Source organism: Coriobacteriaceae bacterium, assembly GCA_025992855.1.
Taxonomy (GTDB): domain Bacteria; phylum Actinomycetota; class Coriobacteriia; order Coriobacteriales; family Coriobacteriaceae; genus Collinsella.
Genome location: DAJPGB010000001.1, coordinates 535,116 through 550,997 on the forward strand (window position 1 = coordinate 535,116; position 15,882 = coordinate 550,997).

Consider the following 15,882-nt stretch of genomic DNA (forward strand, 5'->3'; position numbering starts at 1 on the left):
AGTCGGCCGCAATTTCCCGCTTGACAGCTAGATGAATCGTTTAGAGAGGATCAGTGAACACGAAATGAGCGTTCTCGATTCGATGCAGGGCTTCCTCGAGAAGCACGTGGGCCCCATTGCCCACAAAGTGAGCAGCTTTAAGGGCGTAAAGGGCCTTATGTCCGGCATGATGGCGACCATGCCCGTTACGCTGGGCGTGGCGCTGCTCTCCATCATCAACGGACTGCCGATCCCGCCGCTGCAGGCGTTCCTTACCGGCACTGGCATGTCGGCGACGATTGCCGATGTGTTGGTCGTCACCATGAACCTCGGTGCCATCTACATGTGCGCTTCGGTTTCGTACTCCTACGGCAAGGTGCTTGAGAACAAGGGCCTTACGACGACGGTTGCGTCCATTGGCGTTCTGCTCCTGCTGATCCCGCTGGGCCATGCCGAGGACGGCTCGACCTTCATCACCACCCGTTACCTGGGCAGCTCGGGTCTGTTCGTGGCCCTACTCGTGGCGCTGATCGTGCCGAAGGCGCTCAACTTCCTTATGAAGCATATCGCCATTCCCATGCCCGATTCCGTTCCGCAGTTCGTCAACGACTCGCTGTCCCCGATGTTCTGCGCCATCGTCATCTTTACCTCGGCCGCGCTGCTTAAGTGGGGCATGGGCCTGACGAGCTACGGCGATGTCTTTAACCTCATCAACTCCACCATTGCGGTGCCCGTTATGTTCCTGGGCTCCAGCCCGTGGGCCGTCGTCGTCTACTTTATCCTGTGCAACCTGCTGTTCTTCTTTGGTGTACATCCCAGCGTCCTGATGAGCGTGTACATGCCGGTCGTCTCGACGTGCGCTCTGGCCAACGTCGAGGCATACCTTGCCGGCCAGCCGCTTCCGTATTTGCCGTTCATCGTTATGTTCTCCGTGGGTTCTGTTGACGCCCTGGGCATGGAGCTTGCACTGCTCACGGCCAAGTCCGAGCGCTACAAGACGCTTTCCAAGGTCGCTCTGGTGCCTGCCATCTTCAACATCTCCGAGCCCATCATCTTTGGTACGCCCGTCGCCATGAACCCCTATATGTTCATCCCCTACATCCTGCTCAAGCCGGTTGCATGCGCCGTTGCCGCCATTGGCCTGCTGCTGGGTCTTGGCAACGCGTATAACCCGACGGTCAATATGCCGTTCGTCGTGCCGCTGCCCATCACCGACTTCTTCATCGGCGGTCCTGGTCTGGTTGTCATTGTCTGCGCTGCGATTCTCGCCGTTGCCCTGCTGTTCATCCCGTTTGTCAAGATGGCCGACAAGGAGGCCCTCGAGGAGGAGGCCGCCGCAAAGGCTTCTGCCGAGTAGGTCATTGTCCGTAAGTTCGTAGGTTCGGCCGATCGCGTTGATTGCCGAAACATATAAGTCCCTGTGAGGGGTTACAGGAAAGGAACTGCAATGAAAAACATCGTTCTTATGTGCGCCGGTGGCATGTCCACGAGCATCATCATGAAGAACATCAAGAAGGCTGCCGACGCCGAGGGCTTGGAGTGCGAGGTCTCCGCCCACGCCGTCAGCGAGGCTGCCACCATCGGACGCAATGCCGACTGCATCCTGCTTGGGCCGCAGGTTGGCTATGCCAAGGACGAGGTTTCTGCCGCATGCCCCGAGGTACCGGTCGGCGTGATCCCCATGGCCATCTACGGCATGATGGACGGCGCCAAGGCTCTGGCCCAGGCCAAGGAACTGATGGGACTGTAGGTATGACGGCAGAAGAGATTCAGCTTCAGAGCTTTCAGATCATTGCAGGCGTCGGTTGCGCGCGCAGCTGCTACATCGATGCGATTCACCTAGCTCGTGATGGCAAGTTCGAAGAGGCCGAGGCGAAGATCGCCGAGGGCCAGCAGCACTATGCCGAGGGTCACGCGGCTCACGGTGGCCTTGTCCAGCAGACTGCAGCTGGCGAGAACCTGAGCATCGATCTTTTGGTTGTCCATGCCGAGGATCAGCTTATGAGTGCCGAGGGCTTTGGCATCCTTGCCAAGGAGTTCGTGGACGTCTATCGCAAGATGGGCGCGTAACCACGGGCCTTGCAGCCAGATTACCCCCGCGGGCGGTGTGCTCGCGGGAATAGGGCGGTATTGATTTCGCGTACATACATATGCGGATAGAGAGGGTCCTTCGGGGCCCTCTTTTTGTTCCCCTTGTATGTTCAGTTTGTTTACATACCGTTTAGGCTGATTTATCTACCGTCTACGGGTATTTCGCGCTAAACTTCTAAACAGAAGAGTAAAACATTTAGTAAACAGAACAAAACGAAACACGCGTCTGTTTACTGAACACGTATTAGGGGAGGACGTACATGGATAAGATCAAGCTCGGCTTTGTGCCCACGCGCCGCAGCATCTTTAGCGCGCCGGACGCGATCAAGTATCGCGGCCTTACGGCTGATCGCCTGCGCGAGATCGGCGTCGACATCGTGGATATCGACGACATCAACGACGAGGGCCTGCTGTTCGACGACAGCCATATCGCGCCTATCGTCGAGAAGTTCCGCGCCGAGGGCGTCGATGGCATCATGCTCTGCCACGCCAACTTTGGTACCGAGTATGTTTGCGCCCGCCTTGCCCGCGAGCTCGGCCTGCCCGTGCTGCTGTGGGGTCCGCGCGACGAGCGCCCCGAGCCCGACGGCACCCGTCTGCGCGATAGCCAGTGCGGCCTGTTCGCCACCGGCAAGGTCCTGCGTCGCTTCCAGGTTCCCTTCACCTACATGACCAACTGCCGTCTGACCGATCCCGAGTTCGAGCGCGGTGTCTGGGACTTTTTGGCCGTGTGCAACGTGGTCAAGACTTTCAAGCACACCCGCATCCTGCAGATGGCCACCCGTCCGTTCGATTTCTGGTCCACCATGTGCAACGAGGGCGAGCTGCTCGAGAAGTTCAACATTCAGCTTTCGCCCATCCCCATGACCGAGCTTGTCCAGGCCGTGCGCGACGCCCAGGCCGACGAGCAAGCCATGGCAGCTATGCTCGCCCACATTGCCGACAGCTTTGAGATCTGCATCCCCGAGGATAAGGTCCCCGCTGTGGCCGGTCTTGCCATCGCCATGAAGCGCTTGGTCGAGAAGTACGGCTGCAACGCCGGTGCCATCCAGTGCTGGAACGCCCTGCAGGACGAGCTGGGCATTATGCCCTGCGCCGCCAACGCCATCCTCAACGAGATGGGTATCCCCGTCGTCTGCGAGACCGACATCCATGGCGCCATCACAGCGCTGATGGTCGAGGCCGCCGACCTGGGCCGTCACCGCGGCATGTTCGCCGACTGGACCGTGCGTCATCCCGACAACGAGAACGGCGAGCTGCTGCAGCACTGCGGCCCCTGGCCCTGCAGCTGCGCGGCCGTCAAGCCCAAGCTCACTTACCCGCTGGCTTTCGATCACCCCGGCGCGCTGACGGCCGAGGCCAAGCACGGCGGCCTCACCCTTGCCCGCTTTGACGGCGACAACGGCGAGTACTCGCTGCTGCTGGGCAACGCCCGCGGCATCGACGGCCCGGCCGGCATGGGCACCTACCTGTGGGTCGAGGTCGAAAACCTCAAGCGCCTCGAGGCCAAGATCGTCGAGGGTCCCTACATCCACCACTGTGTCGCCATCCACGCCAACGTGGTGCCGGTGCTCTACGAGGCGTGCAAGTACATCGGCATTGCCCCCGACTTATACGACCCGATTGAAGAAGACGTCAAAGCTTACCTGCGAGGAGAGTAGAAATGGCAACTATCGAAGAGCTTGAATCCCTGCGTTGGGACCTTCGCCGCGATTGCGTCGATATCATCATGGCTGGCGCCGGCGGGCACATCGGCGGCGACATGTCGGTCATCGATGCCCTCATGACCCTCTACGCCAACCACCTCAACATTTCTCCCGAGACCGTCGACGATCCCAACCGCGATCGCTTCGTGCTCTCCAAGGGCCACGCCATGGAGGCCTACTACGCGGTGCTCTGCCACGAGGGCTATCTTGACCTCGATGACGTCAAGGCCCGCTTCTCCAAGTTCGGCAGCCCCTACATCGGCCACCCCAACAACAAGCTCAAGGGCATCGAGATGAACTCGGGCTCGCTGGGTCACGGCCTGCCCGTGGCCGTCGGGATGGCGCTTGCCGGCAAGATGGATGGCCGCGACTACCGCGTCTACACCATCATGGGCGACGGCGAGCTTGCCGAGGGCTCGGTCTGGGAGGGCGCCATGAGCGGCGGCAACTACCAGCTCGATAACCTGTGCGCGCTCGTGGACCGCAACCGCCTGCAGATCAGCGGCAGCACCGAGGACGTCATGAAGCAGGATTCGCAGGAGGAGCGCTGGGCCGCCTTCGGTTGGAACGTGCTGTCCATTCCGGGCAACGACGTCCAGGCCATCGACGCCGCGCTGACGCTGGCCGCCGAGACCAAGGGTAAGCCCACGGTCATCATCCTCAACACGGTGAAGGGCTACGGCTCGCCGGTTATGGAGGACAAGGCCGCCTGGCATCATCACCTGCCCAACGATGAGGAATATGCCCAGATCATCGCCGATTTCGCTGCCCATAAGGAGGCTATCAATGGCTAACAAGATCGCCAACCGCAAGGTTATCTGCGACACGCTGCTCGAGGCCGCCGCAACCGATAAAGACATCGTCGTCCTGTGCTCCGACTCCCGCGGCTCCGCGTCGCTCACGCCGTTCTTCGATCAGTATCCCCAGCAGTCCATTGAGGTCGGCATTGCCGAGCAGGACCTGGTGAGCATCGCCGCCGGCATGGCCTCGTGCGGCAAGAAGACCTGGGCCGCCTCGCCGGCGTCCTTTGTGACCACGCGTTCGTATGAGCAGTGCAAGGTCGACGTTTCGTACTCCAACACCAACGTCAAGCTCATCGGCATCTCGGGCGGCGTGTCCTATGGCGCCCTGGGTATGAGCCACCATTCTGCGCAGGATATCGCCGCTATGAGCGCGATTCCCAACATGCGCGTGTATCTGCCGAGCGACCGCTTCCAGACCGGCGAGCTTGTGCGCGCCCTGGTAGCCGACAACAAGCCGGCCTACATCCGCGTGGGGCGCAACCCGGTCGAGGACGTGTACACCGAGGACGAGTGTCCGTTCCAGATGGATCGCGCCACCTGGGTGCGTCGCGGCACCGATGTGACGATCGTCGCCACCGGCGAGATGGTCCGCCACGCCGTGGACGCCGCCGATCTGCTGGCCGAGCAGGGAATCTCGGCAACGGTGCTCGACATGTACTGCGTCAAGCCGCTCGACGCCGAGGCCGTGATCGAGGCCGCCGGCGCCACGCGCGCCGTCGTGACCGTCGAGGAGCACAGCCCCTTCGGTGGCCTGGGTTCCATGGTTGCGCAGGTCGTGGGCGAGCATTGCCCGCGTCCGGTCAAGTGCCTGAGCCTGCCCGACGCGCCGGTCATCACCGGTACCTCGCCCGAGGTCTTCGCGCACTACGGCCTCACGGGCGCCGGAATTGCCAAGACGGTTGCCGAGTTCCTCGGCAACCAGTAGAAACAGGCGCTGCGCGGCCGCCAAGCACCGCACCTTGCCGTTCAAACCGTCGCTTGCGTACACAAAGTACGCGGCGCTCCTCTTTCACGGCAATCTGCGGCACTTGGTGGCCGCTCGCTCCTTGTCCGTCGGGTTTTAGTTTTTGAATCGGTGGGGGAGACAGGAGAGTACATGAGCAAATACATCATCGGAATCGATCAGTCTACGCAGGGCACCAAGGCGCTGCTGGTGGACGAGGGCGGCCATCTGATTCATCGTGCCGACCGTGCGCACCGCCAGATCGTCAACGAGGCTGGCTGGGTGAGCCATGATCCGGCCGAGATCGCCGCCAACGTGCTTGCCGTGGCGCGTGCCGTGGTGGAGGAGACCGGGGTCGACCCGGCCGACGTCGCCGGCATCGGCATTTCCAGCCAGCGCGAGACCACCGTTGCCTGGAACCGCACGACGGGCGAGCCGCTGTGCGACGCCGTGGTGTGGCAGTGCGCCCGCGCCCGCGAGCTGTGCGACGAGCTGGCCGCGCGCGAGGGCGTGGCCGAGCTGGTGCGCGACACGACGGGTCTAGTGCTCTCGCCCTACTACCCGGCGGGCAAGATGGCCTGGATCCTCGCGAACGTTCCCGCGGCTGCCGAGGCCGCTGCAGCGGGCGAGCTGTGCCTGGGCACCATCGATGCCTGGGTGGTCTGGACGCTCACGGGCGGCGCGGAGTTCCGCTGCGACTGGTCCAACGCCAGCCGCACGCAACTCTTTGACCTGCGCCGTGGCTGCTGGAGCGAGCCGGTGTGCGAGGCCTTTGGCGTTGACGTGGCCTGCCTGCCACAGGTGACCGATTCCGATGGCCTGTTTGGCATGACGGACCTGGGCGGCTTTTTGCCGGCACCCGTGCCCATTCACGGCGTGCTCGGCGACAGCCATGCCGCCTTGTTTGCGCAGGGCTGCCATAGCCGCGGCATGGCCAAGGCGACCTATGGCACCGGCAGCTCGGTCATGATGAACGTCGGCGACGAGTTCGTCGCCAGCTCGCACGGGCTTTCGAGCTCGCTCGCATGGCGCATGGACGGCGTGACCGAGTACGTGCTCGAGGGCAACGTGAGCTACGCCGGCGCCGTCAAGACGTGGCTGCGCGACGATCTGGAGCTCATCAATAACCCCGAGGAAGTTACCGACCTGTGCTACGCCGCCAATCCGGCGAGCCGCGTCTACTTTGTGCCGGCGTTTACCGGTCTGGGCGCGCCGCACTGGGCGAGTGACGCCGAGGGCTGCGTCTTTGGCATGACGCGCACCACGGGTCGCGCGGAGTTCGTGAAGGCCGCCGACGAGTCGATCGCCTATCAGATCTTTGACGTGATTGATGCGATGGTCGAGGATTCGGGCGTGGCGCTGGCCGAACTTCGTGTTGACGGCGGTCCCACGCGCGATGCGTACCTGATGCAGTTTGAGAGCGACCTGGTTGGCTCGCCCATCCGCATCGCGAGCAACGACGAGATGAGCGGCCTGGGTGCGGCCTGGGCCTGCGGCATTGCGCTGGACATGTACACGCGCGATGTCGTCGACGTCTACGGCGCCCGCGGCATCGTGGAGCCGTCGATGCCCGCCGACGAGCGAGCCAAAAAGATCGCCGGCTGGCGCCATGCTGTCGACGCGACTATCGCCTACACTGCCTAGGCGGCTGCGCGGCGCCCAAGGATTTTTCTGGGACGGGGATTAAAAACTCATTGATCCCCGTCCTTGGCAGCTCATTTGAGACGGGGCTTTTTTGACTGGTATGATTGGTGCGACCATTCCAACCAGCTAAAAGAGCCCCGTCCTAAATTGACTATCGAGAGGATCTGCCATGGAGCGTATCGCGAGTTTTTCCGTTGACCATCTGCTGCTTGAGCCCGGCGTGTATGTGAGTCGTATCGACCGCGATCCGGCGACCGGCGCCGCCGTCACCACGTTTGACCTGCGCCTGACCACGCCCAACAAGGAGCCGGTCATGAACACGGCCGAGTGCCACACCATCGAGCACCTGGGCGCGACGTTCCTGCGCAATCATGCCGAGTGGTCGAGCCGCATTGTCTACTTTGGCCCTATGGGCTGCCGCACGGGCTTTTATCTCGTCGTGTTTGGTGAGCTGACGAGCGAGGAGATTCTGCCGCTCGTGCGTGAGCTGTTCGAGTTTGTCGCCGACTTTGAGGGTGATGTCCCCGGAGCCGCTCCCGAGGAGTGCGGTAACTACCTGGACCAGAACCTCCCCATGGCAAACTGGCTCGCGCGCCGCTATCTCGACCGCGACCTGGCCGATATCGACGAGAAGCACCTGCACTATCAGCGGGCGTAAGGCTGCTGACAGGAATAGCGTTTGCGCCAGAAGTGCTCTCGCTCTTTGTGGGGCGCTTTTTCATGCTGGGCGCTCAAAACGGAACGAGATAGTTCTAGAATGTTCATACTGTCACATAAACGAACAGGAGCGAGCATGCATATCTACTCTGTATCAGATCCCGAGTTCAAGTCCTATGGCAACGTTTGGGATGACGTTCCGTCCGAGCTCACGTTGCCCGTGCTCGAGGCGCTCTCTGCCACGCCCATTCCCGCGGGCAGCAAGTACGTAGCAAGTGCGCCGGAGCTCGAGGGCGTCAAGGATGCCGACAAGCTTGGCTTTCTCATGTTTGGTGGCCGTCCCTTCCAGCTCGGCTGGTGCAACGGCCACAATACACGACTCAACTGCCTGGAATATCACCGCGCCAGCGAGTTTAACCTGGGCGCCCGCGACTTTATCCTGCTCGTGGCACATCGCTGGGAGATCGAGGACGGCAAGCTCGATACTGCGTGCGTCAAGGCGTTCCGCGTGCCGGCGGGTACGGTTGTCGAGGTCTTCAACACCACGCTTCACTACACGCCGTGCATGGTCGATGACGGTGGCTTCCAGGTGATGGTGGCGCTGCCCGCTGGCACCAATGGTCCGCGCCCCGAGGCTGCGGCCGATATGCCCGCGGCTGGCGACAGCTACTGCTACTGGAAGGCCGACAAGTGGGTTCTCTGCCACGCCGATAGCCCCAAGGCTGCCGAGGGCGGCTACGTAGGCCTCATCGGCAAGAACCTCGACATCGCCGTGGACTAGAATCTCCCGTCTCAATCTGTAACATCTGGCGGGCTAAATCGTCTCTACCTGTTACAGATTTAGACAAACTGCAGGGGAAAGACCGAACAATCTCAATCTGTAACACCACGCCCGATTTTGGCGGCCCAACTGTTACAGATCGAGACAAACCGGGCCCAATCCACCACAAAGGTGCCTGTTCCCATTGTGGTGGCTGCCTAGAGTTGGCTGCGCAGGTAGTCAGCCATATATGGTACGGCGAAACGCACGTAACCGCGGCGCGCCTGTTCGATTACGCCGGCGTCGATGAGGCGCCGGCGATACTTTTGTGCGTAGTCCGGTGTGACTGACATGCGCTTCGCAACATCAGAAATGCGAGACACGGCGGCTTCGTCATCAGTCATTGCAGCGAGAAACGCAACATCTTGGTCCGATAGCGCGGCGAGTGTCGTTTCGCACACATCGTTTTCGAAATCGGCCTTTGACGCTTCGATTGCTCCGTCGACTTGCTCTGGCGTTACGTGTTCTCCTGCCTGGCAACGATTGGCGATGTTGTAGCCGATGAGCTGCAGCATGTAGGGCGAGCCCTGAGTTGCGCGAGCAGCGTCCAGCCGAAGATTGCCTGGAATATCAAGGTCGAGCTCTTCGAAAGCTCGCTGATAGTAGGCATCCACATCTCCAACTGAAAGCGGTTCGAGCGTGACCTTGCGTGCGCGGTTGAGAAATGTTAGTACGCGGTCGTTGAGTGTCGCGGAGACTGCTCCCGGGAGGCCCGCCATGACGAGCGCGACGTTGAGCCCCTCGCCGACCAGCTCTTGATAGGCGGTGACGAGCTGTCTGATCTCGGGCGAATTGGCCTGGAGCTCATCGATGAGGATGAGGATGCCGTGTCCCTGCTCGGTCAGCTTGCGCGCCAGCTGCGTGAGCTTGAACTGGAAGCTTTTGGTTTCCTGCACATCGCGCGTGAACTCAAGGCCGGCTGAGAAGCCGAAGACGCTCAGGCTGCCGCCCGCAAGTTTGGGGAGACGATGCTTGTTGGCGTAGGGCTCGCCCGCTTCCTGGATTTTCTCAACAATGCGCTCGAGCATATCCTCGGAGGCTACGGTGGGCGTGGCGACAACAAAGCCGAGCTTGCGTGCGCGATCGGCAAGTTCCCACAGCAGAACCGTTTTGCCGCTGCCTCGCTGGCCGAGCATGAGCATAGCCCGGTCTCGATTGCCCGGCTCCTGCTCAAGGCCGGAGATGAATGTCGAAATCACGCTCCCGCGCCCCACCAGATAGGACGGGCGATTTCCAAATGAGGGGGAGAAGATGGTTTCAGTCATGAGTCTCCTTTCCTTTTTTTCCTATTTTTTCCTTTTTTCCCTATTCAGTCAAATATCCCGCCGGCGAAGGCGGCTACGTAGGCCTCATCGGCAAGAACCTCGACATCGCCTGCGACTAGAATCTTCTGTCTCGATCTGTAACATCTAGCGGGCCAAATCGTTTCTACCTGTTACAGATCGAGACAAACCGCCCCAAACCACCACAAAGGTGCCTGTCCCCTTTGTGGTGGTTGGGGCAGGCAGGTATCAAAAAGTGTCAGGTGGGGTGGCTGCCGGGCGCCTGCACGCGAAAAGAAGTGTCGACCCGCGCTGTTGTCGTTGAGTGGTACCCCGTTTGCAGAGATACTGAGCCTATGACAACAGCGTGCGAAAGGATTGATGCATGGCTTTCCGTAATGACTTCCTGTGGGGCGGCGCGACGGCTGCCAACCAGTGCGAGGGCGCCTACAACGTGGACGGCCGCGGCCTTGCCAACGTGGACGTGGCTCCGCACGGCCCCGAGCGCTATGCGGTGGTCTCCGGCCAGCGCAAGATGCTCGACTTCGAGGACGGCTATTACTATCCCGCGCAGACCGGCATCGATTTCTATCACCATTACAAGGAGGACATCGCCCTCTTTGCCGAGATGGGCTTTAAGACCTTCCGCATGAGCCTGGCGTGGACCCGCATTTTCTCCAACGGCGACGAGACCGAGCCCAACGAGGCTGGCCTGGCCTTCTATGAGGACGTATTCCGCGAGTGCCAGGTGCACGGCATCGAGCCGCTCGTGACCATCACGCACTTCGACTGCCCGATTCACCTCATCAAGGAGTACGGCGGCTGGCGCAACCGCAAGCTTATCGACTTCTACAAGAATCTCGCGACCACGATCTTCACCCGCTACAAGGGCTTGGTGAAGTACTGGCTTACCTTCAACGAGATCAATATGATTCTGCACCTGCCGTTCATGGGTGCCGGTCTGGTCTTTGAGGAGGGCGAGAACAAGGAGACCGTCGAGTACCTGGCCGCCCACAACGAGCTCGTCGCCAGCGCTTGGGCAACCAAGATCGCTCACGAGATCGATCCTGAGGTCAAGATCGGCTGTATGCTCGCCGCAGGTAGCTACTACCCCTACAGCTGCCGTCCGGGCGACGTGCGCCAGGCGCAGCTCGACAACCAGGACAATTACTTCTTCGTCGACGTCCAGAGCCGCGGCTACTACCCGGCCTATGCCGTCAAGAAGCTCGAGCGTCTGGGCATCGATGTGGGCATGACGGACGAGGACCGCGAGGTCCTGGCCGCCAACACCGTCGACTTCATCAGCTTTAGCTACTACAGCACCCGCTGCTCTGCCGGTGCCGATAACCCCGATGTCGAGCGCACCCAGGGCAACGCCTTCGCCGGCGCCAAGAACCCCTACCTGCAGGAGAGCCAGTGGGGCTGGGCCATCGATCCGCTGGGCTTCCGCATCACCCTTAACGACCTGTACGACCGTTATCAGAAGCCGCTGTTTGTGGTCGAGAACGGTCTGGGCGCCAAGGATGTTGTCGAGGAGGATGGCTCCATCAACGACGATTACCGTATCGACTTCCTGCGCCAGCATATTGCCGCGATACGCGATGCGGTGACCGAGGACGGCGTTGACCTGCTGGGCTACACCACCTGGGGCCCGATCGACCTGGTGTCTGCCGGCACGGGCGAGATGTCCAAGCGCTACGGCTTTATCTATGTGGACCGCGATGATGCGGGCAACGGCACCCTCAAGCGCTCCAAAAAGAAGAGCTTCGACTGGTACAAGCACGTCATCGAGACGAATGGTGAGGACCTGTCCTAAGGAAGCTGAGACACTCGACTTCAGAGTCTCCTAACCAAGGCGCCCGGCGAGCAGTTTGTGCTCGTCGGGCGTTCTGCCGTCTGTGGATTTTGGGACATGCGGCCCGTTTTTTGAGCCTGCCTGTCGGTACGCTAAAAGCACTATGGGTACCCGTGAGCGACATATCGGCCATGCGGTCGCCCGATCCGCGCCGGTGGCGGATCCCAGGGGCGGCAGGCTCTTCGCCATGCCGCGATTCCTCGTTGGCATAACGCACCTGGTGTACCGTCGCCGCGCCTTCGTCATTGCCGGCGTCATAACCGCACTGTTTCTTCTGCTATTGGCGGTCTTGCCGGCGTTATTCGCTTCCGATCCCAAGCTCTCCAACACCGTGCCCATCTATAACGAGGTGTCCAAAGAAGTCGTGGACGGGCTTATCCATTCGAGCTCGATTTCGCTGCTCCTCGCTGCCGTCGCGTTCTCAATCTGGGGTGTGCTGGTCTATCTGCGCTGTCTGGATTACGTCTTGCGCCGGCGCCTCGTTGCCGTTGCCACCATCAGCGCCTTGTGGATGATCGAGGTCATCCTCAAGTACAAGTCGTTCACGCCGTTCTATGCCACCGTGCTGTGGTACCTGTACTACGTGCCCATGACGCTCATTCCGCTCCTCTACCAGCTGTGCGGCCTGCGCCTTGCAGGGTTGGAGCAACATCGTGCGGGTCGCCGCTACCGCACAGCCCTGTGGATCGCGGCCATCCTGCTCATTGGGTTTGTGCTTACCAACGATTTTCACCAACAGGTCTTTCATTTCGATCGCTCGAGTGAAACCTGGAGTAACGATTACACGTACGGCTGGGGCTATTTTGCCGTTCTGATATGGACGGCCTTTAACTTTGTCGCCTTTTTCATTTTGGTGGGTCGGTCATCGTCCTTCCGTATCCAACGTTTTTCGGGCACGGCGGCACTCGTGCTGCTGGGCGGCGCGTTCTTTGCCATTTCGTACGCCCTGCGCGTGCCTTGGGCATGGAAGCTCAACTTTTCGCTCGTCTATTGCGTGCTGTGCGTGGTGACGCTCGAGATTTGCCTCGATTGCGGCGTCATTCCGTCGTACCACGGCATTGCCAACATTTTCGACACCCTGCCGCTCGATCTTAAAGTTATAACGCGCGACCTGCAGGAAGTCTATGCCACGCCGGTATCAAAGCCGATTCCGGCGGGTGTGCGCGAAGAGCTGCGCGCTCAGGAGCACGGGCATGCCCACGCCTTTACCGTGGCGTCCGATCCCGATGTGATGTACCGCGCCTTCCCACTGCTAGGCGGATCGGCATTGCTCGCCCAAGACGTATCGGAGCTCAACGAGCTCAATCGCGAGCTGGCGTACCGGCGCATGGAATTGCAGCGCCAAAACGAGCTACTTACGGCCGACTACGATCTTAAGACGCATCTTGCCGACCAGGAGGCCGAGGCCTTGCTGGTCAAAGATGTCGACCAGGCGCTTGCCCGCGCGCTCGATGAGATGTATGGGCTGCTGGGCTCGCTGCCGCCGTTAACCGATGAGGCATCCTCGCATGAGCGCTATCGCATGCTGCAATGTGCCAAGATGCTCGTCGCCTATTGCAAACGCAAGGGCTCGCTCACGTTGGCGCAGCATGGGGAAAGCGGATTTGACCGCGATCGCATCCAACTCATTGCCAACGAGCTGGCAAGTGACTTGCGCACCATCGATGTCGACTGCGCTTCGATCATCGCCATACAGCGTCCGATGCATGCCAGTGCGGTAGGCGCGCTGTACGACTGCGTGTATGACTTTGCGTTTTTCGCCTACACCACCGATCATCCGGCACTCATGCACCATCTGAGCGAACACGATTCGTGCAGCGTGGAGCTGCGTGCCACACTCTTTTCCAACGACGAGGAAGACTTGTCGCAGACGCCCGCCGCGCACGAGCTCGAGGTTGCACTGCAGGGGCGTAACGTGGCGTATCGTCTTGAGGGCGAGGCCGGTCAGCTGCGTATGATCGTGCTGATGCCGCGGGCGGGTGAGTGATGATGCAGATGCCGCTTATCCTTCCCCAGATCGTTGCACTCGATGTGCTCTTTGCCTTGGTGGCATGCCTGCAGACCATCCATGTTCCGCTCATCGCATCGCGTCGTTCGTCTTACAACCGCAAAGTGTTTTGCGTCTATGAGTCGAGCCTTGTGCTGCACTTGATTATCTCGGCCGTCATCTTGTTCGCGTCGAGCGGGTCGTATCTGGTGGCGCCGCTCTATGTCGTCGCCGAGGCGGCGGGCGCGCTGCTATGGTTCAACGCCGCGATTGCCGCCTATGGCGTAGTCCTTATGGTGCATTATCGTCGTCCCGTCATGATGGTTGAGCTGCTGCTTGTTGCCGCCGCGACGCCGCCGGTTGTTTACGTCATGGGTTCGGCGTGGCCCGCAGTCCTTATCGCGGAGGGCGCGTTCTTCCTGTTCCGCTCCGTCGCGGCGCTTTTGATGGACGTGCGCAACCGCCAGGAGGACATCACGGCGTTTTCGACGATCGAGACTATTAACGTGATCCCCGTCGGCATTCTGTATCTGGATTCGAAGGGCCGCCCGCTGCTCATGAACCGCTGCATGCGCAGGAACCTTGTGGAGCTTCACATGCCCACCGACCTGCACGACATGAGCGATACGTGGGGCGGTCTTCGAAAACTCAGTGCGCAGATGCCCGAGAGCAGCAAAAACCGCGTTCGAATCGACCTGGACCGCTTTGGGGAGGCACGTGCGGTGGTCGAGGTTTCCCCCTCCGAGATTCGTCTGTTCGCGTGCGATGAGGTTATGGTTTCGGGCCGCCCCTTTGAGCGCATTATCGGCTTGGACGTGACGGAGTACGCACATGCCCACGACCGTCTGGCGCAGGCCAACCACCTGCTCGAGCTTGCGGGCCAAGAGCTCCAGGCCCAGATCGAAGAAGTCAAAAAGGTTGCCGACAATGCGGCCTACCTGCGTATGCGCGCCCGCGTACACGACGTGATCGGGCAGCGCCTGTCCATTCTCCATCGATACTTGGAGGAGGGGCGTCTGGATGACGAGTCGCTCGAGCAGATTGACCCGCTGCTGCGCTCGATTGCCGCCGACCTGCGTAGCGGTGGCGACAGCGAGCCGGCGGAGCAGCTCGGCGATATCGTTCATGCCTTTGGCCTGGTGAGCGTGCAGATCGATGTGGATGGATCGCTTCCGGACGATGCACACGTCGCTGCCGCTTTTTTGCAGATTATCCGCGAGGCGTCGACCAATGCCACCAAGCATGCGCAGGCTCACCAAGTCCAAGTGCGCCTGTGGCAGGAGGGGTCGGATGGCGGTGCCATTGCCCACATGACGGTATCAAACGACGGCGCGCCTGCTCCCGTATCGTATCGCGAGGGAACGGGTATTCCTGGTATGAGGCATGTCGCGCAAAATCTGGGCGGCAGCCTGGAGGTCCATGCCGCCCCGCCCTTTACGCTTGCGGTGTCCATTCCGCTGAACTCCAACGCAACGGTCCAAAGGAGAAGCTCATGATTCGTATCCTTATCGTCGAAGACCAGGCCATCCTGCGCGAGAGCCTCGCGCGCTCCGTTGGGGACCAGCCCGACATGACCGTTGTTGCCGCCATCGCCGATGCCTCAGATGCCTTGGACGTCGCGCTCAAGGAGCATCCGGACATGATTTTGATGGACGTGTGCACCGAGCACGATTCCAACGGCATCGTGGCGGCGGCGCGCATCAAAGAGCAGCTGCCCGAGTGCCGCGTCATTATCATGACGGGCATGCCCGAGATTACGTTTGTGGATCAGGCGCGCGAGGCAGGCGTCGACAGCTTTGTGTACAAGAACGTCGGCATCGATGAGCTCTTTGCCGTGATGCGCTCCACGCTGGCGGGCTATTGCACGTTTCCCAAGCCGCCCGAAAGCATCTTTTCGGGCACGGCGGCGCTCGACGACGTTGAGTTGTCGATTTTGCGCCTTGCCTGCGAAGGCAAGAGCCGTCGCGAGATCGCGGCCGAGTTGTTTATGAGCGAGGGCACCATCAAGCGCCGCATCTCGGAGATTCTCAACAAGACCGGCTACGACAACATCATGCGCCTGGCCGTGCATGCGGTGACCGAGGGCAGCATCGTCCCCAATATGGAGCGCTAACGCTCGTTACCTATCGGCGCAA

At 60.9% G+C, this 15,882-nt stretch carries 14 protein-coding genes; 13 read left to right on the top strand and 1 reads right to left on the bottom strand.

The genetic code is table 11. The features are described 5' to 3' along the window. Positions 1–64: 64 nt before the first annotated feature. The 9 genes from OIL88_02210 (at position 65) to OIL88_02250 (ending at position 8,604) form a co-directional block, all read left to right on the top strand. The gene (locus tag OIL88_02210; GenBank protein ID HJI71188.1) at positions 65–1,336 is read left to right on the top strand and encodes a PTS transporter subunit EIIC; all 1,272 of its coding nucleotides are present in this window, start codon (positions 65–67) and stop codon (positions 1,334–1,336) included. Positions 1,337–1,426: 90 nt separating this feature from the next. Next, positions 1,427–1,729 carry a PTS sugar transporter subunit IIB gene (locus OIL88_02215; protein ID HJI71189.1) on the top strand — a complete coding sequence of 101 codons (303 nt, stop codon included), beginning with the start codon at positions 1,427–1,429 and terminating at the stop codon, positions 1,727–1,729. Between the two features lie 2 nt (positions 1,730–1,731). Next, positions 1,732–2,049 carry a PTS lactose/cellobiose transporter subunit IIA gene (locus tag OIL88_02220; GenBank protein HJI71190.1) on the top strand — a complete coding sequence of 106 codons (318 nt, stop codon included), beginning with the start codon at positions 1,732–1,734 and terminating at the stop codon, positions 2,047–2,049. Between the two features lie 281 nt (positions 2,050–2,330). Then, entirely contained in the window at positions 2,331–3,731 is a 1,401-nt protein-coding gene (locus OIL88_02225; protein ID HJI71191.1) for an L-fucose/L-arabinose isomerase family protein, read from the top strand. Positions 3,732–3,733: 2 nt separating this feature from the next. Further along, positions 3,734–4,570 (top strand): transketolase, encoded by an 837-nt coding sequence (locus OIL88_02230; protein HJI71192.1) that lies wholly within the window; start codon positions 3,734–3,736, stop codon positions 4,568–4,570. Beyond that, positions 4,563–5,504, top strand: a complete 942-nt coding sequence (locus tag OIL88_02235) for a transketolase family protein (protein ID HJI71193.1) — start codon at positions 4,563–4,565, stop codon at positions 5,502–5,504. Before OIL88_02230 ends, OIL88_02235 begins: the two co-directional genes overlap by 8 nt. Positions 5,505–5,675: 171 nt before the next feature. Further along, on the top strand, positions 5,676–7,166 hold the full coding sequence (glpK, locus tag OIL88_02240) for a glycerol kinase GlpK (GenBank protein HJI71194.1): 1,491 nt from the start codon (positions 5,676–5,678) through the stop codon (positions 7,164–7,166). Between the two features lie 169 nt (positions 7,167–7,335). After that, positions 7,336–7,824, top strand: coding sequence for an S-ribosylhomocysteine lyase (locus tag OIL88_02245; protein ID HJI71195.1), 489 nt, complete (start codon positions 7,336–7,338; stop codon positions 7,822–7,824). A 135-nt stretch (positions 7,825–7,959) separates the two neighbouring features. Then, positions 7,960–8,604: a DUF4867 family protein gene (locus OIL88_02250; GenBank protein ID HJI71196.1), complete on the top strand. Its 645-nt coding sequence runs from the start codon at positions 7,960–7,962 to the stop codon at positions 8,602–8,604. 197 nt (positions 8,605–8,801) lie between these two features. Here OIL88_02250 and OIL88_02255 read toward each other — a convergent pair whose 3' ends face one another. Further along, entirely contained in the window at positions 8,802–9,908 is a 1,107-nt protein-coding gene (locus OIL88_02255) for an ATP-binding protein (GenBank protein ID HJI71197.1), read from the bottom strand. Positions 9,909–10,290: 382 nt separating this feature from the next. Here OIL88_02255 and OIL88_02260 point away from each other — a divergent pair, with 382 nt between their 5' ends. The 4 genes from OIL88_02260 (at position 10,291) to OIL88_02275 (ending at position 15,860) form a co-directional block, all read left to right on the top strand. Next, positions 10,291–11,721 (top strand): 6-phospho-beta-glucosidase, encoded by a 1,431-nt coding sequence (locus OIL88_02260; GenBank protein ID HJI71198.1) that lies wholly within the window; start codon positions 10,291–10,293, stop codon positions 11,719–11,721. A 142-nt stretch (positions 11,722–11,863) separates the two neighbouring features. Next, entirely contained in the window at positions 11,864–13,747 is a 1,884-nt protein-coding gene (locus tag OIL88_02265; protein ID HJI71199.1) for a hypothetical protein, read from the top strand. A gap of 2 nt (positions 13,748–13,749) precedes the next feature. Continuing rightward, a complete protein-coding gene (locus OIL88_02270) occupies positions 13,750–15,243 on the top strand; it encodes a hypothetical protein (protein ID HJI71200.1) in 1,494 nt (497 codons plus the stop codon). Next, positions 15,240–15,860 (top strand): response regulator transcription factor, encoded by a 621-nt coding sequence (locus OIL88_02275; protein HJI71201.1) that lies wholly within the window; start codon positions 15,240–15,242, stop codon positions 15,858–15,860. Before OIL88_02270 ends, OIL88_02275 begins: the two co-directional genes overlap by 4 nt. The last annotated feature ends 22 nt before the right edge of the window (positions 15,861–15,882 follow it).